Genomic DNA, 20,749 nt, shown 5'->3' on the forward strand with positions numbered 1-20,749 from the left:
ACCATGAAAGCCCCCCTGTTTATCGGACTGATGTCTGGTACCAGCATGGACGGTGTGGATGCCGTGCTGGCATCCTTCGGCCCACAGGGGGCACAGATACACCAAACCCATAGCCTGCCCATGCCAGCCGCTCTGCGAGACGAGCTGCTGGCTTTGCAGCATCCAGGGCACAACGAACTGGCCCGCGCCAGCATCGCCGCCCAGCAGTTGACCGAGCTCTATGCTCGGGCTTGCACGCCCTGGACTCAAGGCCCCGAGAAAGACCTGATCCGTGCGATTGGCGTACACGGTCAGACTATCCGCCATGCGCCTGACCAGGGCTATACCCTGCAATTGAATGCCCCTGCTCTTCTGGCCGAACGCTGTGGAGTGGACGTGATTGCGGATTTCCGCAGCCGGGATATAGCGGCGGGCGGCCAAGGTGCACCTTTGGTGCCCATCGTCCATGAAGCCCTGTTCCGTCACGAACATGGCCGCGTCATTCTGAACCTGGGTGGAATTGCGAATATCTCCCTGCTGCTGCCTGGACGCGATGTTTTTGGCTTCGATACTGGCCCGGCGAACATGCTGCTGGATGCCTGGGTGAACAAGCATCAAGGCCAGTCCTACGACAAGGGCGGACAATGGGCTGATAGCGCGGCATCTGATCCTGCCTTGCTTGCCAGCCTATTGAGCGAACCCTGGTTTGCTCTGCCTGCTCCTAAATCTACAGGTCGTGATCTGTTCAATTTGGGGTGGCTGCAGGAGCATCTGGATCGTGTTGATCCGAAAGGCGAGCTTCAGCCTGCTACGGTGCAATCCACTCTGATGGACTTGACCGTACATAGCGTTGCACAGGCCATCCAGCCTTACGCAGATCAGATTCAAGAGCTGATTGTGTGTGGCGGTGGCGCTGCCAATCCTGCCATGCTGAAACGCCTGGGCGATCTGGTGGCTATGCCTATCCGCTCCAGCGCCGAGCTGGGCATGGATCCGCAATCCATCGAAGCCCTTGCCTTTGCCTGGCTGGCTTACGCGCATATCGAACGTATTCCTGCGGGACTGCCCGCTGTGACAGGCGCACGGCGCGCTACGGTGCTGGGCGCTTGTTATCCGGCCTGAGAACTGCTTTTAACGTTTAGCTTCGCAAAACTTTAAAATACAGCGGCGGACTCATAATCCGTTAGCCAAGCACCTGCCAAAAAAGCAGAACATGACAAGGCAGCGCCCCTCCTGTTCAAAACAAATAGAAGCAAGCCGTTCTTTTCTTTGAGCCGTGCCATTAACAGCATTGAGCTGCTTCGCCGCCCTACCCAGGCTCCGAACGAGCACCCCAAGTTGAACCGCCAAGTGTCCAACAACGGATTAGCCCTGAAACCTGACGCGGCACGGCCTTCAACAAAACCCCATAAACAAAACACCCCAGACTCTGAACTCAGAGTCTGGGGTGTACTTTGTAGCAACCTGCCAAGGCCAGAAACGCTAAGCAATCAGCGCCAGCCTTGCCTTCTTACATCGTGAAGGAAGAACCGCAGCCGCAGGTAGTTGTGGCATTCGGGTTACGAATCACGAACTGAGCGCCGTCCAGGTCGTCCTTGTAATCAATTTCAGCGCCCACCAGGTATTGGAAGCTCATGGCGTCAACCAGCAGTTGCACGCCATCCTTATCAATAATGGTGTCGTCGTCGTTAACCAGTTCGTCAAAGGTGAAGCCGTACTGGAAGCCGGAACAGCCGCCACCTTGCACGAAGACGCGCAGCTTCAGTTCGGGGCTGCCTTCTTCAATCAGGAGCTCACGGACCTTCTCAACCGCTGAATCGGTAAAGATCAGTGGGGAAGGAGGGGCTTGCAGATCAACGGATTCGGTAAGAGTGCTCATGTGGTTCTCCTGCCGGCCCCCGCCGGCATGAATAATTATCATGTGATCGCCTTGCACATGACCACCCGCGGGTAAGGTGATTAGTCTGGCTGGGCGATTTTTTCCTGGCGAGAGGCGCGGATAACGCTTCCTTCCAGGACGTTCAGCGTCAAGGCGGTGGGTTCAAAGCCTGGCGGCAAAGCCAGCCAACCCATGGCGCGCTGAAACTGGTTGAAGTTTAAAACCAAGGGATCGATCTGTTCTACAGACGACTCTGCCAGTACCGAGTCCGGCCCGGAACTGGGTGATAGATCGATTTTAACGTTTTTTCCGTCTTGCCGCCCAGTCAGCTGAAACTGGAGGCGCCCGGAAAAAGCCTTTCCTTCTGGTGCGTTACGTTGCAGCAGTACCTTGTACTCCAGCAAATCACCCCTTTTCGCAACGTCCAGGGCTCGGACAGTAACAGAACCACTGGGACCGGGTGGGAGCAACTGTTCGTAAAAGGCCAACTGTTCGCGCGTCTGCGCCAGTTCGGCCTGGGTAGACGACAAGGACTTTTCCAAACCCTTGCGCGTGCTCTCTTCCAGAACCAGTTGCCCGCGCAGCCCTTCAAATTCACTTTGAATTTGCTGCAGAGATTGCTGGCTACGCGCCAGATTTTGCATGGCCAGCTGTATTTGTTCGGACTGATCGGCCGGTTGAGTCAGGCTGCGGTAAAGCCACAGGCCTCCACCGCCCAACAACACTCCCAACAATACGGCCAGCCCAATCGTAGTCGCCCCGCCCCGCGAACGGGAAGGAGCGACAGTAGAAGAATTGGTTTGCGGTGATTCAGCCATAAACATTTGACCTGTTCACCAAGACCAAGTTCCCTTTAAGGCAAAATTGCAACGTGATTCAAGCCGGTTTGTTCTGGCAGACCGAACAAGATATTCATGTTCTGCACAGCCTGACCCGAAGCACCCTTAACCAGATTATCCTGCACCACCAGAATAATTAGCTGATCGCCATTGCCAGGACGCTGCACGGAAATACGCAGCTGGTTGGAAGCGCGTACCGAGCGGGTTTCTGGCAGAGTACCGGCAGGCAGCACATCCACAAAGGTTTCCTGGGCATAGCGCTGCTCGTACAAGGCCTGGAAGTCTGTATCCATAGCCTCTGGCTTGATACGTGCGTAGATCGTGGAGAACATGCCACGAATCATGGGCACCAAATGGGGCACAAAGGTCAGACCCACCGGGCCACCAGCCAATCGCTGCAGCTGTTCCACAATTTCCGGATGGTGGCGGTGACCCGACACGCCATATGCCTTGAAGTTGTCGCTAGCTTCAGCAAACAGATTGGGAACCGAAGCACCCTTACCGGCACCGGACACACCGGATTTGCAGTCTGCAATCAGATGCTGGGTATCAACCAGCGCCTTGCCGCCTTCCAGCAAGGGAGCCAGGCCCAACAAGACGGTGGTGGGGTAGCAACCAGGGTTACCAATAACCTTGGCTTGAGCAATCTTGTCGCGCAGCAGCTCTGGCAGGCCATAAGCCGATTGGCTCAGGATGTCCGGGCAACTGTGCTCCATCTTGTACCACTTCTGGAATACGTCCGTATCTTGCAGGCGGAAGTCTGCGGCCAGGTCAATAACGCGCACGCCCGCTTCCAGCAGACGTTCGACCTGGCTCATGGCCACGCCATGTGGAGTGGCAAAAAAGACCACGTCACACTGTTCCAGATTGGCATTTTCCGGCGTGGAGAACTTCAGGTCCACATGACCACGCAGGTTCGGATACATATCCGATACCGGCACGCCGTCCTCTTTACGCGAGGTAATGGCAACCAGTTCTACCTGGGGGTGCTGACTTAACAGACGCAGCAACTCGACCCCGGTGTAACCTGTACCGCCAACAATCCCTACCTTGATCCGGGTATCGCTATGTGTAGCCATGAACTTTCCTGAAAGAGAGACGAGCAAAAATTCTATCTTAACGTAGTCCTGCCTGTTCTCAAGTACCAGAGCGGGCAAAGCAGGACAAATGTAGCCAGCAAACAAAAACCCCGGACACGTCCGGGGTTTTTGAGCACCATAAACAGGTCGCGAAGCGAATTAACGCTTGCTGAACTGTTTGCGGCGACGTGCTTTGTGCAGACCGACTTTCTTACGCTCAACAGCACGAGCGTCACGAGTCACCAAGCCAGCTTGTTTCAGTTCTGTCTTCAGTGTTGCGTCGTAGTCGATCAGAGCGCGGGTGATGCCGTGACGGGCAGCACCGGCCTGGCCGCTTTCGCCGCCGCCATGCACGTTGATCTTGATGTCAAACGATTCAACATGGTTGGTCAGCACCAGGGGCTGACGCACAATCATGCGACCCGTTTCACGAGCAAAGTATTCGTCAACAGGCTTGCCGTTGACTACGATTTGACCCGTACCCTTCTTGATGAAGACACGAGCAACGGAGGTCTTGCGACGGCCCGTACCGTAATTCCAGTTACCAATCATGACCTATCCTTAGATGTCCAGAGTTTTAGGCTGTTGAGCACTGTGAGGATGCTCGGCACCAGCGTAAACCTTCAGTTTCTTGGCCATGGCGTAGCCCAGAGGGCCTTTTGGCAACATACCCTTGACGGCCTTTTCGATGGCACGGCCTGGGAAGCGCTCTTGCATGGTTTGGAAGTTGGTTTCGTAAATACCGCCTGGGTAGTTCGAGTGACGATAGTACTTCTTATCCTGCGCCTTGTTACCGGTCACGGCAATGTCAGCAGCGTTGATGATAATGATGTAATCGCCGGTATCAACGTGAGGGGTATATTCGGGTTTGTGCTTACCACGCAAACGGCGTGCGACTTCGCTGGCCACACGACCAAGGACTTTGCCTTTAGCGTCAATCACAAACCAGTCACGTTTGACTTCAAGCGGCTTGGCCACGAAGGTCTTCATGATGGTTCCTAAATATTAAAATTCTGGGTCAAAGCAACATGCTCGGCCCATACAATCTACCCGCTGTTTCAAGCCGGGCAGCTCTATTTGACCCTGCCAAGGCGTTATATTCCGCCCGTGCATTTCTGCCAAATAGCTCGCCATAATAACATAAATAGTGGATAACACTAGGGTTTTGCACAAAAACACAGATTTTTTGCCACAACCAGGCGCTCTCTCATAAAGGGAAGGCGCATTAAAAACCCCTGCTTTCCAAAGGAAAAACAGGGGTTAACAAGACTGGTTAGTCGAACCGGAGCAGACTGCCCTGCCCGGTCCCAACTACGGGGATCAGCCTTTTTTCTGGTTTGCCAGAGCAATGCCCAGGTAGTTGTCGTAAGAGCCTTCGGCCACACGGAACCAAGGCACAATCGCGTCACGAAAGCCCATGTAGTCGTCGTGAATCTTCTTGAACATGGGATCCTTGTCGCAGAACTCCTTGTACAGAATATTGGCGGTCTTGAAGGACTCGTCCATCACGTCTCGCGGGAAGGCTTTCAGTACCGCACCGCTGGCGATCAGGCGACGCAGGGCGCCTGGGCTTTGGGCGTCGTACTGACAGATCATGCGCTCGCCCGCAGCACGCGAAGCAATTTCAATCAGGGACTGGTATTGCTTGGGCAGTGCATTGAAAGCAGCGTCGTTCACGTACAGCGAAACCTGGGCCGACCCCTCCCACCAACCGGGATAGTAGTAATACTTGGCCACTTTCTGGAAGCCCAGTTTCTCGTCATCCACAGGACCGACGAATTCCACGGCGTCCAGTGTGCCTTTTTCCAGCGATGGGTAAATATCGCCTGGTGGCACTTGCTGAGGCACCACGCCCATGCGGGCCAGCACTTCGCCAGCAAAACCGGCCGTACGCATCTTCAGACCTTTCAGGTCTTCCAGAGAGTTGATTTCCTTGCGGTACCAACCACCCATCTGGGTGCCGGTGTTACCGAAAGCGAAGTTGATGATGTTGCGAGTGGCAAACAGTTCACGCAGCAGCTTGGTACCGTTGCCTTCCTGCATCCAGGCGTTCATTTGACGGGCATTCAGGCCAAAAGGCACGGCCGTGTCAAAGCTGAACGAGGGGTCTTTACCGTAGTAGTAATAAGAAGCTGTCTGACCGCACTCCACCGTGCCATTGCTGACTGCATCCATCACACCAAAACCGGGGACAATTTCACCGGCTGGGTACAGACGGATGTTGAAGTTGCCGTCCGAGGCCTCTTCCACCATCTTGCAAAACGACTGGGCTGTCGAAAACAGAGCCGGGGTAGCGGGACCGTAAGTCGATGTCAGCTTCCAATTAACCTTGGGATTGCTTTGGGCAATAGCAGGAGCAGCAATAGCGGCGGTACTGGCTACGGCGCCAAGACCTGCCTTTTTCAGAAACGAGCGACGCTGCATGAATAACCTCCTTGTGGGTATTCGATAACTGGGAAATATTTTTATGCTATGGATAGTACACTGGCGCGCCCCGAATGGGGGGCTGGGAAAGCCCGGATTATCCCGCAAATCCGGCCCTATATTGTCGGGTCTTTGACCTGAAACACCTGAACGGCGCTCCATAGAGAACGGCCTGAGTCGGAAGCGACTCCGAACTCAGGCCGTAAACATCTGTTTATTGAGCGCCCTCTTGCCCGTGGCAAGGTATAAGGGGCCAAGCCAGTTTTCCAGGTAGCAGAAATCAGGAACCGGCCACCGACATCTGCTCGATCAGGATGGAACCCGTACGCTTGGAGCCAGCCGCAAAGGTATCAGCACCCACGGCCACAATCTGCACAAACATCTCGGCCAGATTGCCTGCAATCGTCACTTCTTCCACGGCATGCTGAATGCGACCATTTTCCACCCAGTAGCCAAAGGCACCACGCGAGTAGTCGCCGGTCAGGTAATTGATACCCTGGCCGATCAGCTCGGTTACCAGCAGACCACGGTCCATTTTCTTCAACATGGCATCCAGGTCGTCCTCGGGACGAGTCAGGCGCGAGCTCAGCAGCAAATTGTGCGAACCACCGGCATTCCCCGTAGAAGGCATGCCCAGTTTGCGGCCTGCGTAGGAAGACAGAAAATAGCCTTTCAGCTCGCCGCCACGCACTACATCACGGTCGCAGGTACGCACCCCTTCCGAGTCAAACGGTGCACTGCCCATGGCGGCAGCCAGATGCGGACGCTCCAGCACGTCAATGTGCTTGGCCATGACAGACTTGCCCAAAGAATCCAGCAGGAAGCTGGTTTTGCGATACAGGGCCGAGCCACTGGTGGCCTGCACCAGAGAGCCGATCAAGCCCACAGCCAGCGGGGCTTCAAACAACACCGGATAGCGGCCGGTCGGAATACGGCGGGCCGACAGGCGCGACAAAGTGCGCTCGGCCGCATAACGCCCAACCGACTCGGGGCTGGCCAGGCGGGAAGGGTCACGCGAGCTGCTGTACCAGTAGTCGCGGTGCATATTGTCGCCCTTGCCGGCAATGGGGCTGACGCTGAGCGAGTGACGGCTATAGGGGTAGCCCCCAAGAAAGCCGCGGCTGTTACCCATCACAAAATGCCCTTCCAGCGTATCGACCGACGCGCCTTCGGAATTACTGATCAGAGGACTCAACTCCAGCGCAGCCTGCTCGGCACGAATCGCCAGTTTGACGGCCTGATCCGCGTCCAGCAGCCAGGGATGGTGCAGGTGCAGATCGGGATAGCTTTGCGCCAGCATGTCTTTTTCAGGCAGCCCAGCAAAAGGATCTTCAGCGGTGTAGCGGGCAATATGCCAGGCGGCTTCCACCGTTTCACGCAGCGCCTTGATCGAAAAGTCCGACGTGGAGGCCGAACCACTGCGCTGGCCTGCAAACACGGTCACACCCAAGGAGCGGTCTTGCGTCTGCTCTACCGTTTCCAGTTCCATCTGGCGCACAGAGACGGCCAGACCTTTGTTTTCTGAAATATCGACGGCAGCATCACTGGCGCCCAGTTTTTTGGCATGCCGCAGCGCTTCATCCACCAATTCACAAAACTGGAACTGATTGGCACTGATCGACAATTGGGAAATAGTTGGATGACTCATTGCTACTCTTTGAGGGTTAGGCGGTTATCATAGCCAATTGGCGACAATCTTTGCTATTTCACTTCTTATGGCCCGTCCACGCACTGAAATCGATGAAAACGGTTACGACCGCCCCAGCAAATCGCAGGTAAAACGCGAAATGCACGCTCTGCTCGACCTGGGCAAACGCCTGATTGAGCTCTCGGACGACCGACTCAAACAACTTGATCTGGGCGAGCCCTTGATGGCTGCCATCAAGGATGCCAAGCGCATCAGCCCGACGGCCCGCGAAGGACGCCGCCGTCAAATCCACTACGTGGGCAAGCTGATGCGCAATGTGGAGCCCGAACCGATCCTGAAACAACTGGACGTCTGGGAAAACGGCTCCAAGGAAGACACCCGTGCCATGCACAGGCTGGAAGCGCTACGCGACCTGTTGTTGCGTGATGACGACGCTCTGACCGAATTCATGAATGAATTTTCCGGCGCCGATATCCAGCAATTGCGCACCCTGATTCGTGCCGCACGCAAAGAAGCCGAGAAAAATTCCACACTGGTACAAGGCCAGGACCCACAGCGCAAGCACTACCGCGCCCTGTACCAGTACATCAAGACCTTGGTAGATCTTTCGGAGTCCGCATGAACCCTCTGCTTGAGTCGATTGAGATTGAAACCGGTGCCAACCCTCAGCACGCCGTTATCTGGCTGCATGGCTTAGGCGCTGACGGCCACGATTTCGCCCCTATCGTGCCAGAGCTGGGCCTGCAAAACGCCCCCGCTATTCGTTTCATTTTCCCGCACGCCCCCATCCAGCCCGTCACCATCAATGGCGGCATGGCCATGCGTTCCTGGTACGACATTTATGTGGCGGACCTGGTGCGCCACGAGGACGAAAGCGGCCTGCGCCAATCGCAGATCGAAGTGCAGAACCTGATTGCCCGCGAAAACGCTCGCGGCATTCCCACGGAAAATATTGTTCTGGCCGGTTTCTCGCAAGGCTGTGCCATGACGCTGCAAACCGGCTTGCGCTTGCCAGAGCGTCTGGCTGGCATGCTCTGCCTGTCCGGTTACCTGCCTTTGGCGACAGCGGTGGAAAAAGAACGTCATCAGGCCAATCAGAACACGCCTATTTTCATGGCGCATGGCAGCATGGATCCGGTCGTGCCTCTGACACGTGCCGAAGCCAGCCGTCAGCAACTGGAAGCCATGGGCTATCAGGTGCAATGGAATGTCTACCCCATGCCCCACGCTGTTTGCCCGGAAGAAATCAGCGCGATTGGCCACTTCCTGAAACAGGTACTGCGCTAATCAGAGCACAAGACAAAAAAACGCCGCTGCAATCACAGCGGCGTTTCTTATTCAGCTTTTCATTGATAGATCCGAGCAATACGCTCTTGCCAGGTCTTTTCCCGAACCTGCACCCCATCCTCTTTCAGCACCCGCGTGAAAGTCAGGTAGAAATACGACTCGTCGGACTCGATCCGAGCCTGGGCTGACATATCAATCTCCCGCCCCTTGATCGTAAAGACATTGCGCCGATCACCCTGATAGCGCGCCTTGGCAGGCGTAGCATCATTGACCTCCCAGCGATACATCTCCTCGGAGCGGTACAAATTGTCATGCAGCACCCAGCTAAGCTCATTGCTGGTGGTGAACGTCGAATCGCCCGTAGCTTCATTACGAACACTGCTGAACATGGGGCCATCCCCGTCAATAGTGCGGCCGAAAGGAGCCGCTTCACTCGCCTGGGGTGGCGACATGACGCAAGCCTGCGTACCCTGCTCCCGCACAGGCACCACGGGCAGGTCTACCCAGGTATCCGCACCCGGAAACAGACTGGTGACACCCGGCGTCGGGCTGGGCCAGACCATAGGGAACTGAGCATTGCTCACCGCCAGGCGGATACGATGGCCCGGCTTGAAACGCCACGTAGTGAAGTGAATGGATGTTTCCAAATTGGTGGCCTTACCCGGCACCAAGGGCTGTGGTTCCAGACGCGAGATACGCTGGGAAGGGTTGATGATTGCCCCGCTGACCAAAGAAACCTGCCCATTCGGGGCCACATCCTCCAGTCGCACTATCCATTGATAGAAAGGCGCATCAGCCGCGACCTTCAGACGTACCTTAGGCATACCCATGATTTCCATGGCATCGCTCAAGGGCGCGGAGTCATACACCAGGCTATGTGCATCATCGGCAGCCATATCGCCCGTTTGCTCACCCCACCAGCCACCACCCGCCAAACCCGCTCCAGCCTTGTAACGCAAGGTCTGAGCCAAACCGGAGGCAGGAGAAATAGCAGCCAGCTGGTGTCCGGCCTGAGGATGCAGACGTTGAGTCCGCGCGCCTTCCACCGGCCATTGCGGATCACAGCGCCAATAACCGGGCACGCTGGTCCGATCGGTAGCGGGAGCATGGCCGGTACGCATGAAGGCCATCCGACGCGGTTCATCCAGAATTCCGGTATCTATGTCTTTAAGCCAGTAGTCCCACCAGCGCACCGCCTTCTCGCGCCACTCATAATTCGGGCCAGGCACGCCATATTCTGGCCAGGCGTGGTTCCAGGGCCCCATTTCCACAATTACAGGCGCTTTCGAGGTTCGACTGACATTCAGCGCAAAATCACGATAGCCATCCAGCAAGCCACCAATCAAATAGGCCGGGACTTCCAAAGGCTGCTTTTTGAAGGCCAGGGACTGGGCACGCCAGAAATCGCCGTCCTGTTGTTGACGCAGCCAGGTAAAAATCCAGGGCTCGCGGTCAAAACGGTTCTTGAAATACTCCTGGTCAATCCGATAATCCGGGCTTTGCGGCATGGCGTTATCGGTATCAATCTGGTGCGCATAGGAGTCAATATGCAAGGCACCATCAATATAGTGAACGTCGTTGTAAAACAGATCGGTAGAACCGTGCGCCGCGATAATGGCCTTGAGTGCTGGCGGTTTTCTGTGAGCCGTCATCAAGGAGTTGAAAGCGCTCCAGGACAGGCCGTACATACCCACCTTGCCATTGGACCAGCTCTTGCGAGACAACTGATCGATCAGCTCCTCGGCATCGGCAATCTCGGCAGCGGAATACTCGCTGACAGGGACAGGGCCAGAGCTGCCACCTGTGCCACGCACATCAACCCGCGCCAGCACATAGCCCCGCTTGGCAAAATAAGAGCCGTACTCGTAGTCACCCAGCGCGAAGAAATCGTCCTTGCGATAAGGCAGCATCTCCAGAATGACCGGGAAGGTTTCACCCGGTGTTTTAGCCGATGGCCGATAATACGTCACCGCCAAGCGCACACCATCGCGCATTTCCAGGCTGTCGTTCTCCATGGAGAACTCGTAATGGTTTTTTTCAGGTGGCATCACTGTCTGCCCGGAGCAAGCCAGCAGGCCGCCTATCAAGAACAAGCCCAGCACCCAGCGCTGCAAAGCAGCCAGATTCAATCGCATCATTGTGTCCCCGGTATGTGGCGCCGTCGGTGGTAGGCACCATCCATTGATGCGGCGGCAGCCAGCACTCCAGCGCTGTACTGCCTGCCATCACGAGTGCATCATAGTCCCGCCACCGTTGAGTGAATCGGGACATCAGGGGAACAATTAAACGGGTATTTACCTGACAAGCAGACAGGCCTGCCTGTGCCTAATCCGAGCGACGGGTCTCACCCAGATCCAGCCAGACACGACGCATGCTGGGATCTTCCGGGTCCGCATCGTTCTGAAAGCCCAGACGCTTCATCAGAGCTTGCATAGGCGCATTGGAGGCCAGCACATAGCCGTCGATGTAGGTCAGCCCCTGCTCGGCGGCAGCCTGTATCAGCGCCTCCATCAGGATGACTCCCAGACCACGCCGCTGCCAGGCATCCCCGATAACCAGGGCGTACTCTGCCCCCCGGCCATCACCATTACGAAGATAGTGGGCAAACCCAATAATCTCGTCACGCGGATGGTTACGGTTATCTGGATTGGGCGAACGCACGGTCGCGATCAGCGCCAGCTCCCGGTCGTAGTCGATGCGGGTGTAGCGCGACAACATGCGTGGAGTCAGTTCTCGCAGCATGGACACAAAGCGCATGTAGCGACTTTCATCCGACAGGCCACGCATAAAGGTCTGCAAGGCCTCGGCGTCCTCGGGACGTATAGGGCGCAAGGTCCAGCGCTGCCCATCCTTGAACTGACGCCGCTCAATCATGTGACGCGGATAGGGATGAATCGCCATGTGGCGATAGCCAGCCGTTTCAGGCAGTACCAGCATGGACTGCTTGCTCAGGGAAATGGAAATGCTCTTGATGTACAGACTGTTCTCGCCCGCCATGATGGGGTCCAGCACCACACGGCGCACGCCGGGCAACTCGCTCATCAAATCCGAAAGACGCTCCAGCACCTGCAACAGCTGCGTCAACACCAAAGGCGTCAATTGCGAGGACAGGCTCTTGCGCCACAAGGGACTACGCTCCACCAACTGGCGCGCCAGATAGCGGTTCAGCGGTGGCAGTTCTACCGCCGGATAGGATGAGGAAAGCCAATCCGCGTGATCGGCCCCACCAAAGACGGCGTAAGGGCCCAACTTGTCGTCGGTCTCAAAACGCAGACCCATGGGCGGGACATCAGGATCAGGCTCACCCTGATCGTGCGTCACACGCAAGTCGACAACAGGCACGTGGAAGTAGCGCAGCAGATCGCGGCACTCCTGCTCGCTAGCCTCGCGGCGCTCGCTTTGAATCTGGCGTACCAGTTCTCGGGCAGGCTCTACCTCTGGCAAGGTGCCCAGCGGCAAAGGCGGCAAGGTCTGCTGCGACAAATGCTGGTTGTAGTGATAGCGGGCCAGCAGATCGAAGGCGTTGGCAGCCGTATCCGGGGTACGGAAAGCCGGCGTCCCCACACCATCGAGCAAATGACGCAGGGGACGCATATCCGCATCCCCAATCAAGCACGTAATAATGGGTTTGCGAGCACTGGCCGACAGCATGGCCAGCTCACGCGATACCGCCGGCATATCGGCCAAGGGGTCTGGTGTCAGCAAGACCAGCACCCCGTCAATTTCCTTGTCATCCAGCAAGGTGGAAATAACCGAGTCGATACGCATGGGCGTCAGTGGCACATAAGTGACCACCGGGTTCTGAACCTGGTCGCCAGGAGCCAGCAGATTATCCAGCGCCCGCTGGGTCGAGGGCGACAGCTCCGGGCAGGTTACTGCGGCATCCGAACCCAGTACATCCAAAGCCATCTGCGCGGCCCCATTCCCATTGGAGAACAAGGCAATACGCCGCCCTTTGGGACGGCGGGTGTAAACCAGCACTTTCAGGGCCGAGAACAGCTGCACAAAATAACGAATGCGCACCGCCCCCACACGCCGCATCAAGGCATTGAAGACCGCCTCGTGGGCCTCGCCCTGCTGACGCTGACCGCCTACTTTCAGGACCACCACAGGTTTGACGGCCGCCACGGCGTGCAAGGCACTGGTGAAACGACGAGAAGCAGGTGTGTGCTCCAGATACAGCGCAATACTGTCCGTGCGCGGGTCCATGGCCAGATATTCAAGCACCTCGGGCACGTCGATAACGGCCTCGTCCCCGACCGACACAATGGCAGAGAAACCCAGGCTGACATCCTCAGCCCAGTCCATCAAGGCCGAGGTAATGGAGCGTGACTGAGACACCAAGGCCACACGGCCCGCCAGAGCCATTTGCGGCTCGTGACTTAAATTGATGCCCAGATGCGGCCGTTGTATCCCGAAGGCACGCGGCCCCAGCACCAGACAATTATTGATACGGGCCCAGGAGCGCGCATACACCATGTCTTCCATAGGATCGCGGGAGGCCAGATTGGAGGGCAGCAACAGAACCACACGTGGCTTATGCACCCGGATGGCATCCAGGGCCTGTGGCAAACGCACCGGCTCGATACACACCAGCGCCAGATCCAGGCGCTGTGTATCGGTCAGTCCTTCCAGACGATCGGGCACCAGCACTTGCGTGGCTGTAATCCGTGCCTGCGTGATCCGCCCAGCCAATCGGGCTGGCATCTCGTTTATCAGGGGCAAAGGCAAGGTGGACACGACCAACACCGAACGGGGCTCAAACAATGCTGTCAGACGATGCCTTAGGGCTGCCATGATTGTTCCGCCATAAGAAAACCACACACCAAAATAATGAATTCTCCCATCTTAAGCACAGCCGCCTACAAATAAAAGAGACTTGGCTGGCTATCTCTGTCTTGCATCATGCAGCCGGTTTTTATCCCGTGGCGGGCCATTCATATACTTTCGTATAGCAACCATACGCCAATGCCTGGGCGAAACGGGCGCAAAGCCAGTCGCAAAGCGGCTTGCAGGTCGTAAAATAACACCTGTTCGGAAAGCAGGACCTTTCGTTCTCTCTGACAGGAAAAAACACACTATGTCCAGCGACGACAGTCGAAGAAAGATGCTGCACAGGCCCCTCAGACGCTACTGACCCACCGGGTTGTCTGCTGATGTGGCTTGCGCAGCACGATCAGGAGTCAACCATGCACCGCATTATTCAGACTGGACCGATCCGGGCCCTGACCTCGTCGGGTTCGCATCTTGCCACACCTTGCCCTCGCGAGCGTGCTGTTCCCGGCCGCCGCCCCGCTATTGCCTGGCGTATCAACACGGCCAGTCGCAAACCAGAAATTCACTGGATTGCAGACAGTGACAAACCACCCTCAGCGCGAGTGTGGCGCTGCACCTTGCCCAGCCACTAAACGCTGGCCTGACGCTTACTAAATCCGCTTGTTCTTATCTTTAGTTTGCCGACCCTCACACCGGTCGGCAGGACCTGCTGTGTCCATCTCTTGGGATGGACAGCACCGTCACGCCTGTACACCAGGAGCATTACATGAGCATTCAACAACATCGTCCGCCACTGCGCTCAGTGGACTACGACGCCAAGCTGCGCACGGCCACCGAAACCGGACTTAGCCTGGAGACAACCCTGGCCTCTGTACAAGCCAATCTGAATGGCCTGACCGACGCCGAAGCCTTGAGCCGCCTGACCGAATACGGCCCTAACGAGGTCGCCCGGGACAAGCCCGCCCACGCCCTGATTCAATTGGCGCTGGCCTTTAAAAATCCCTTTATTGTGGTCCTGATGGTGCTGGCCGCCGTCAGCGCTGTCACCGACATTATTTTGCCCATGCGCTCGGGCGAAGAAGTGGACTACACCGGCGTGCTGATTATTGTGGTCATGGTCACCTTGAGCGGCCTGCTGCGTTTCTGGCAGGAGTACCGTTCCGGCAAAGCTGCCCAGGCTCTGAAAGCCATGGTTCGTACCACCGCCAGCGTACAACGACGCTCTACCGTGTCCAGCGCCACGGTCATGCGCGAAATCCCCATGAGCCAGATCGTGCCCGGCGATATTGTGCGCCTGTCGGCGGGGGACATGATCCCGGCAGACCTGCGCTTGATAGAGTCCCGCGACTTGTTCGTCAGCCAGGCCGCCCTGACAGGTGAAGCCCTGCCTGTTGAAAAGTACGATGTCTTTAGCGCCGTCAGCAGCAAGAGTGCCTCTGCTTCCAGTTCCCAGGCTGGTGTGCTGGAACAGAACAATATGTGCTTTATGGGCACCAACGTGGTCAGCGGTACGGCCACGGCAGTGGTTGTGGCCACCGGTGCCAAGACCTATTTCGGCTCGCTGGCCAAAGCCATTGTCGGCTCGCGCGCCGAAACTTCTTTTGACCGGGGCGTAAACAGCGTCAGCTGGCTGCTGATTCGCTTCATGCTGGTCATGGTGCCCATCGTGCTGCTGATCAACGGTTTCTCCAAAGGCGACTGGACCGAAGCCTTCCTGTTCGCACTGGCCGTTGCCGTGGGCCTAACCCCTGAAATGCTGCCCATGATTGTGTCCTCCAACCTGGCCAAGGGCGCGGTGGCCATGGCCAAGAACAAGGTGGTGGTCAAACGTCTGAACGCGATCCAGAACTTTGGTGCCATGGACGTGCTGTGTACAGACAAGACCGGCACCCTGACACAAGATCGCATCATTCTGGAACACCATCTGGGTCTGGATGATCGCAACAGCCCCCGCATTCTGGAACTGGCTCTGCTCAACAGCCTGCACCAAAGCGGCGTGAAGAACCTGATGGATCAGGCGGTACTGCGCTTTGCAGAAAAGACACCCTCTGCCCTGCAAGCCATCGGCTCCTACCGCAAGATCGACGAACTGCCTTTTGATTTCGTGCGTCGTCGCCTATCAGTTGTCGTGCAAAATCCGCAAGGCGAGCAGCTCATGGTCTGCAAGGGGGCGGTGGAGGAAATGCTCAGCATTGCCACCCACGTACAAGACGGTGACCAGCGCTTGCCACTGGATACCGAGCAACGTGCCCGTTTGCTGAAAATGGCCTACCGCTATAACTCGGACGGCTTCCGTGTCTTGCTGATTGCCACTCGCAGTATTTCCATCGAGCAGGCCAAGAGCCGTTACGAAGCCCAGGATGAACGCGAGATGACGGTACAAGGCTTGCTGACCTTCCTGGACCCACCCAAGGAAAGTGCTGCCCAAGCCATTGCCGCCCTGACCGAACACGGTGTAGCCGTGAAAGTGCTGACCGGCGATAACGAAATCATTACCGCGAAAATCTGCCGTGAAGTGGGCCTGGAGCCCGGCAAGCCTTTGCTCGGACCTGAAATCGAGCTGATGCAAGACCCCGATCTGCGTTGCGCTGTCGAGCGCCACTCGGTTTTTGCCAAGCTCACGCCCCTGCAAAAATCACGTGTGCTCAAAGCGCTGCAAGCCAATGGTCACACCGTCGGTTTTCTGGGGGATGGCATCAACGACGCCCCCGCCCTGCGCGATGCCGACGTGGGGATTTCGGTGGATAGCGGCACGGATATTGCCAAGGAATCGGCAGACATCATCCTGCTGGAAAAGAACCTGCTGGTTCTGGAAGAAGGTGTGATCAAAGGCCGCGAGACCTTTGGCAACATCATCAAGTACCTGAACATGACAGCCAGCTCCAACTTTGGCAATGTTTTCTCGGTGCTGGTGGCCAGTGCGTTCATCCCCTTCCTGCCCATGTTGGCCATCCACTTGCTGATTCAGAACCTGCTCTACGATATCTCCCAGCTGGCTTTGCCCTGGGACCGCATGGACAAGGACTTTCTACGCAAACCGCGTAAATGGGATGCCAAGAATATTGGCCGCTTCATGATCTGGATAGGCCCGACCTCATCCATCTTCGACATCACCACCTTTGTCCTGATGTGGTACGTGTTTGGCGCCAATACGCCCGAACTGCAATCGCTGTTCCAGTCCGGCTGGTTTATTGAAGGCTTGCTCTCGCAGACACTGGTTGTTCACATGCTGCGTACGCAAAAGATCCCCTTCATCCAAAGCACCGCAGCCCTGCCTGTGATGCTGATGACCTTCCTGATTGCCGCTATTGGTATTTATCTGCCCTTCTCGGGCGTCGGTGCACTGGTTGGCCTGCAGCCTTTGCCTTGGGAATACTTCCCGTGGCTGGTCGGCACCTTGCTGGCTTACTGCCTGGTCGCACAGGGTATGAAAATGCTGTACATCCGCCGCTTTGGCCAGTGGTTCTAAGTCGGACAGGTCTGGGCCCCCGGAAATCCTTTCGGGGGCTCAGGCCTTAACGCACATTCTGAAAGAACCTCGGGTATATGATGGCCACACGACAGACACCATCCTGCGGCCTGGCCCATACACGAAAGATATGACACCGCCCCTTCGCTTCCTATCGAGCAAAACCTACCGAGCCTTGGCCCTGACCGGCATCTGTATTTTGATGGCGCTGGTCTTCATTGCCGATACCGTCACCAACTACGCTATCGCCGCTGCGGTCTTTCACACCCCGCTGCTGCTGATAGCGATTCGTTTTCTGTCGGCACGGCAAGTTGTTGCCCTGACTACCATCAGCATGGTGCTGACCGTGGTCAGTTTTCTGCTGACCCGCTCGGGCGACTACGACGTGGGCCTGGTCAATACCGGCATCAGTATTATTGCCATCGCGATCACCTCGTATCTGGGGCTGAAGCTCAAATCCGTGCAGGCGGCGGCTCATGAGACGCGCGAGCATTTGCTGCGACTGTCCCGTTTGACTACCCTGGGCCAGCTCAGCACCTCGATTGCCCATGAAGTCAGCCAGCCTTTGGCCGCCATCAACAGCAGCGCGGGCGCCTGTCAGCGCTGGCTGGAAGCCTCGCCCCCTAATGTCAAGAAGGCACAGGCTGCCGCGCAGCGTATTGTGTACGACGCCCAGCGCGCCAAGGATGTGCTGGATCGGGTACGCAGCATTACCCGTAACGAAGCCCCCACCAGCAGCGCGTTTGATTTGAATCTGGCTCTGACCGAGCTGCTTAGCCTGTCCGGTGGCGAGATGCGACGTCAGCATATTGATCTGCGTCTGGCCTTGCAGTCCGATCTGCCCCAGGTCTTTGCCGACCGGGTTCAGATTCAGCAGGTGATGGCCAATTTGCTGCTCAATGCCATCGAAGCCCTGTCCCCTCCCTCGGACTACCATGCAGCTCATATCACCATAGAAACCAGCGTTTTGCCCGGCGACAAGCCGCAAGCCAACAAGGTGCTGTTTTCCATCAAGGACAATGGTCCCGGCTTGTCGGGCACGCAGCTATCCCAATTGTTTGATACCTTCTGGACCACCAAGGCAAGCGGCCTGGGCCTGGGCCTGACCATCAGCCGCACCATTATTGATGCCAATAACGGCCATATCTGGGCCACTGACCAAGCCGATGGCGGTGCTGCCTTTCATTTCACCTTACCTTTGGCGCCATGACAGAAAATCTGGATTCCTCTCTGAACACGCCCACCGTCTACATCATTGATGATGACCCGTCCGTTCGCGCGGCCCTGGACGATTTGCTGGCCAGCGTAGGCTTGAACGCGCTGAGCTTTGCCTCTACACGAGACTTTCTGGCGCATCCTTTATCTGATGCCCCTGCCTGTCTGGTGCTGGATGTGCGCATGCCCGAGCAAAGCGGCACGGATTTTCATTTGCAGATGGAATCGCGCGGGCTGCATATGCCGGTCATTTTTATTACTGGCCACGGCGATATTCATATGGCGGTCAAGGCCATCAAGCATGGTGCCTGGGATTTTCTGACCAAGCCTTTTGTAGATCAGGCCCTGATTGATGCCGTGCAGTCGGCTCTGGCTGCTGATGCGCAGCGCAAGGAAGAAGCCAGAACCCGGCTGACTTTGCAGCAACGCTGGGACAGCCTGAACGCGGGCGAGCGCGATGTCTTTGAGCGGGTGGTGCAAGGCCTGCTGAACAAGCAGATCGCGGCCGAGCTGGATGTGAAGGAAGTCACGGTCAAAGTACGGCGTGCTCGCGTGATGCAAAAAATGCAGGCCGGTTCGCTGGCGGAACTGGTGCGCCAGTTCGATCAACTCAATACAGAAAGCGGCCATTAGGACAGTTCTGCGCGGCGGTTCTTTCCTAGTTGGCGTGCTGGGTTAAAATACGCAGATTCGGTCCCGTATGCGGGCTTCCCAAGGTCAAGGCCACACACAAGTTATGAGCACGTCTACTTCCAACGTCATCCGCACCCGTTTTGCCCCCTCGCCCACTGGTTATCTGCACCTGGGCGGCGCACGCACTGCACTGTTCTCCTGGGCCTTTGCCCGTCATCATCAAGGCACTTTTGTGCTGCGTATTGAGGATACGGATCTGGAGCGTTCCACCCCCGAGGCGGTGCAAGGCATTCTGGATGGTATGCAATGGTTGGGCCTGGATGCCGACGAAGGTCCGTTCTACCAGATGCAGCGCATGGATCGTTACCACGAGGTCATCGCCCAGCTGCTGAAAGACGGCCATGCCTATTACTGCTACAGCAGCCCCGAGGAAGTGGAAGCCATGCGCGAAAAAGCGCGTGTTCAGGGTTTGAAGCCTCGTTATGACGGTACCTGGCGTCCTGAGGCTGGCAAGGAGTTGCCTGCCATCCCGGCTGACCGCAAGCCTGTGGTTCGTTTCAAGAGCCCGCAGTCCGGCGCAACCAGTTGGGACGATATGGTGAAGGGCCGCATCAGCTTTGATAACAGCGAGCTGGACGATCTGGTCATTGCCCGCCCGGATGGCACGCCTACATACAACTTCTGCGTGGTGGTGGACGATTGGGACATGGCGATCACTCATGTGATTCGCGGTGACGATCACGTGAACAACACGCCACGTCAAATTGTGATTTTGCAGGCTTTGGGCGCGACTTTGCCTGAGTACGGTCACGTGCCCATGATTCTGGGCCCTGATGGCGAGAAGCTGTCCAAGCGTCATGGTGCGGTCAGCATCATGGATTACGACAAGGACGGTTATCTGCCTGAGGCCATGATCAATTACCTGGCTCGTTTGGGCTGGAGTCACGGAGATGACGAGCTGTTCACTCGCGAGCAGTTGGTAGAGTGGTTTGATACGCGCAGTCTGAGCAAGTCGGCTTCGCAGTGGGACCCCAAGAAGTTGAACTGGGTAAATGCCCATTACATCAAGGCCAGTGACAATGCGGATCTGGCCGAGCGTGTGGCTCCCCGTATTGAGGCCTTGGGTGGCAAGACGGATGGTCAGGACTTGCCCGGCATCATGGGTTTGTTGAAAGACCGTGCCGAGACTTTGAATCAGCTGGCTGAAGGTGCTTTGCTGTTCTGTCGTCCTTTCGAGCCCGCCAGCGATGAGCTGATGGCCGAGGTATTGACGCCGGAAGCGCGTGTTTTGCTGCGTGATTTTGCCAGCAAAGCGATTAGCTTGCCGCAGTGGAATACGGAGAGTCTGGCTGCTTTGATCAAGCAGGTTCTGGCGGATCATGAGGTCAAGATGCCCAAGCTGGCTATTCCTTTGCGTGTGGCTGTGACGGGGCAGAAGCAGACGCCTGCGGTGGATGCTGTGCTGGCTTTGGTTGGGCGCGACAAAGTGTTGGGGCGTTTGGCTGGGCTGTAAGCGTTATA

General features: G+C 56.8%; 17 protein-coding genes. 8 read left to right on the forward strand and 9 right to left on the reverse strand.

The window, feature by feature from the left end; all coding sequences use genetic code 11:
* The first annotated feature begins 3 nt into the window (after nt 1-3).
* The gene (locus NBV64_RS15800) at nt 4-1,101 is read left to right on the forward strand and encodes an anhydro-N-acetylmuramic acid kinase (RefSeq protein ID WP_250756125.1); all 1,098 of its coding nucleotides are present in this window, start codon (nt 4-6) and stop codon (nt 1,099-1,101) included.
* 388 nt (nt 1,102-1,489) lie between these two features.
* On the opposite strand, the gene erpA is transcribed toward NBV64_RS15800, so the two are convergent.
* From erpA to pmbA, 7 genes are all read right to left on the reverse strand, one after another.
* Complete coding sequence (erpA, locus tag NBV64_RS15805; protein WP_003801826.1) at nt 1,490-1,858, reverse strand: iron-sulfur cluster insertion protein ErpA; 369 nt, start codon at nt 1,856-1,858, stop codon at nt 1,490-1,492.
* An 80-nt stretch (nt 1,859-1,938) separates the two neighbouring features.
* A complete protein-coding gene (locus NBV64_RS15810) occupies nt 1,939-2,676 on the reverse strand; it encodes a DUF6776 family protein (protein ID WP_143241235.1) in 738 nt (245 codons plus the stop codon).
* 35 nt (nt 2,677-2,711) lie between these two features.
* The gene (argC, locus tag NBV64_RS15815; RefSeq protein WP_026484384.1) at nt 2,712-3,776 is read right to left on the reverse strand and encodes an N-acetyl-gamma-glutamyl-phosphate reductase; all 1,065 of its coding nucleotides are present in this window, start codon (nt 3,774-3,776) and stop codon (nt 2,712-2,714) included.
* A gap of 159 nt (nt 3,777-3,935) precedes the next feature.
* On the reverse strand, nt 3,936-4,328 hold the full coding sequence (gene rpsI / locus NBV64_RS15820; RefSeq protein WP_009460666.1) for a 30S ribosomal protein S9: 393 nt from the start codon (nt 4,326-4,328) through the stop codon (nt 3,936-3,938).
* Between the two features lie 9 nt (nt 4,329-4,337).
* Nucleotides 4,338-4,766 carry a 50S ribosomal protein L13 gene (gene rplM, locus NBV64_RS15825; RefSeq protein WP_003801836.1) on the reverse strand — a complete coding sequence of 143 codons (429 nt, stop codon included), beginning with the start codon at nt 4,764-4,766 and terminating at the stop codon, nt 4,338-4,340.
* A 330-nt stretch (nt 4,767-5,096) separates the two neighbouring features.
* A complete protein-coding gene (locus tag NBV64_RS15830; protein ID WP_009460663.1) occupies nt 5,097-6,200 on the reverse strand; it encodes a TRAP transporter substrate-binding protein in 1,104 nt (367 codons plus the stop codon).
* Nucleotides 6,201-6,480: 280 nt separating this feature from the next.
* The gene (gene pmbA / locus NBV64_RS15835) at nt 6,481-7,848 is read right to left on the reverse strand and encodes a metalloprotease PmbA (protein ID WP_009460662.1); all 1,368 of its coding nucleotides are present in this window, start codon (nt 7,846-7,848) and stop codon (nt 6,481-6,483) included.
* A gap of 67 nt (nt 7,849-7,915) precedes the next feature.
* On the opposite strand from pmbA, the gene yjgA reads away from it, so the two are divergent.
* Nucleotides 7,916-8,470, forward strand: a complete 555-nt coding sequence (gene yjgA / locus NBV64_RS15840) for a ribosome biogenesis factor YjgA (RefSeq protein ID WP_009460660.1) — start codon at nt 7,916-7,918, stop codon at nt 8,468-8,470.
* The gene (locus NBV64_RS15845) at nt 8,467-9,135 is read left to right on the forward strand and encodes an alpha/beta hydrolase (protein WP_022983590.1); all 669 of its coding nucleotides are present in this window, start codon (nt 8,467-8,469) and stop codon (nt 9,133-9,135) included. Before yjgA ends, NBV64_RS15845 begins: the two co-directional genes overlap by 4 nt.
* A gap of 59 nt (nt 9,136-9,194) precedes the next feature.
* Here NBV64_RS15845 and NBV64_RS15850 read toward each other — a convergent pair whose 3' ends face one another.
* Nucleotides 9,195-11,273, reverse strand: a complete 2,079-nt coding sequence (locus NBV64_RS15850; protein WP_250756126.1) for a CocE/NonD family hydrolase — start codon at nt 11,271-11,273, stop codon at nt 9,195-9,197.
* A gap of 187 nt (nt 11,274-11,460) precedes the next feature.
* Nucleotides 11,461-13,932, reverse strand: a complete 2,472-nt coding sequence (locus NBV64_RS15855; protein WP_035270494.1) for a bifunctional acetate--CoA ligase family protein/GNAT family N-acetyltransferase — start codon at nt 13,930-13,932, stop codon at nt 11,461-11,463.
* A gap of 392 nt (nt 13,933-14,324) precedes the next feature.
* Here NBV64_RS15855 and NBV64_RS15860 point away from each other — a divergent pair, with 392 nt between their 5' ends.
* From NBV64_RS15860 to gltX, 5 genes are all read left to right on the forward strand, one after another.
* Entirely contained in the window at nt 14,325-14,543 is a 219-nt protein-coding gene (locus tag NBV64_RS15860) for a hypothetical protein (protein WP_250756127.1), read from the forward strand.
* A gap of 134 nt (nt 14,544-14,677) precedes the next feature.
* Nucleotides 14,678-17,380 (forward strand): magnesium-translocating P-type ATPase, encoded by a 2,703-nt coding sequence (gene mgtA, locus NBV64_RS15865; RefSeq protein ID WP_250756128.1) that lies wholly within the window; start codon nt 14,678-14,680, stop codon nt 17,378-17,380.
* A gap of 130 nt (nt 17,381-17,510) precedes the next feature.
* On the forward strand, nt 17,511-18,590 hold the full coding sequence (locus NBV64_RS15870) for a sensor histidine kinase (protein ID WP_022983594.1): 1,080 nt from the start codon (nt 17,511-17,513) through the stop codon (nt 18,588-18,590).
* Nucleotides 18,587-19,228, forward strand: a complete 642-nt coding sequence (locus tag NBV64_RS15875; RefSeq protein WP_009460643.1) for a response regulator transcription factor — start codon at nt 18,587-18,589, stop codon at nt 19,226-19,228. The genes NBV64_RS15870 and NBV64_RS15875 overlap by 4 nt, the downstream gene beginning before the upstream one ends.
* 103 nt (nt 19,229-19,331) lie before the next feature.
* Nucleotides 19,332-20,741, forward strand: coding sequence for a glutamate--tRNA ligase (gltX, locus tag NBV64_RS15880; protein WP_250756129.1), 1,410 nt, complete (start codon nt 19,332-19,334; stop codon nt 20,739-20,741).
* Nucleotides 20,742-20,749 lie beyond the last annotated feature (8 nt).

The organism is Alcaligenes sp. DN25 (assembly GCF_023674485.1).
GTDB lineage: Bacteria > Pseudomonadota > Gammaproteobacteria > Burkholderiales > Burkholderiaceae_B > Alcaligenes > Alcaligenes phenolicus.

Coding starts and splice junctions, on each gene's coding strand:
- NBV64_RS15800 (WP_250756125.1), top strand. CDS start 4: ATGAAAGCCCCCCTGTTTATCGGACTGATGTCTGGTACCAGCATGGAC.
- gltX (WP_250756129.1), top strand. CDS start 19,332: ATGAGCACGTCTACTTCCAACGTCATCCGCACCCGTTTTGCCCCCTCG.
- NBV64_RS15860 (WP_250756127.1), top strand. CDS start 14,325: ATGCACCGCATTATTCAGACTGGACCGATCCGGGCCCTGACCTCGTCG.
- pmbA (WP_009460662.1), bottom strand. CDS start 7,848: ATGAGTCATCCAACTATTTCCCAATTGTCGATCAGTGCCAATCAGTTC.
- NBV64_RS15810 (WP_143241235.1), bottom strand. CDS start 2,676: ATGGCTGAATCACCGCAAACCAATTCTTCTACTGTCGCTCCTTCCCGT.
- yjgA (WP_009460660.1), top strand. CDS start 7,916: ATGGCCCGTCCACGCACTGAAATCGATGAAAACGGTTACGACCGCCCC.
- NBV64_RS15845 (WP_022983590.1), top strand. CDS start 8,467: ATGAACCCTCTGCTTGAGTCGATTGAGATTGAAACCGGTGCCAACCCT.
- NBV64_RS15875 (WP_009460643.1), top strand. CDS start 18,587: ATGACAGAAAATCTGGATTCCTCTCTGAACACGCCCACCGTCTACATC.
- mgtA (WP_250756128.1), top strand. CDS start 14,678: ATGAGCATTCAACAACATCGTCCGCCACTGCGCTCAGTGGACTACGAC.
- erpA (WP_003801826.1), bottom strand. CDS start 1,858: ATGAGCACTCTTACCGAATCCGTTGATCTGCAAGCCCCTCCTTCCCCA.
- NBV64_RS15830 (WP_009460663.1), bottom strand. CDS start 6,200: ATGCAGCGTCGCTCGTTTCTGAAAAAGGCAGGTCTTGGCGCCGTAGCC.
- rplM (WP_003801836.1), bottom strand. CDS start 4,766: ATGAAGACCTTCGTGGCCAAGCCGCTTGAAGTCAAACGTGACTGGTTT.
- rpsI (WP_009460666.1), bottom strand. CDS start 4,328: ATGATTGGTAACTGGAATTACGGTACGGGCCGTCGCAAGACCTCCGTT.
- NBV64_RS15870 (WP_022983594.1), top strand. CDS start 17,511: ATGACACCGCCCCTTCGCTTCCTATCGAGCAAAACCTACCGAGCCTTG.
- NBV64_RS15850 (WP_250756126.1), bottom strand. CDS start 11,273: ATGATGCGATTGAATCTGGCTGCTTTGCAGCGCTGGGTGCTGGGCTTG.
- NBV64_RS15855 (WP_035270494.1), bottom strand. CDS start 13,932: ATGGCAGCCCTAAGGCATCGTCTGACAGCATTGTTTGAGCCCCGTTCG.
- argC (WP_026484384.1), bottom strand. CDS start 3,776: ATGGCTACACATAGCGATACCCGGATCAAGGTAGGGATTGTTGGCGGT.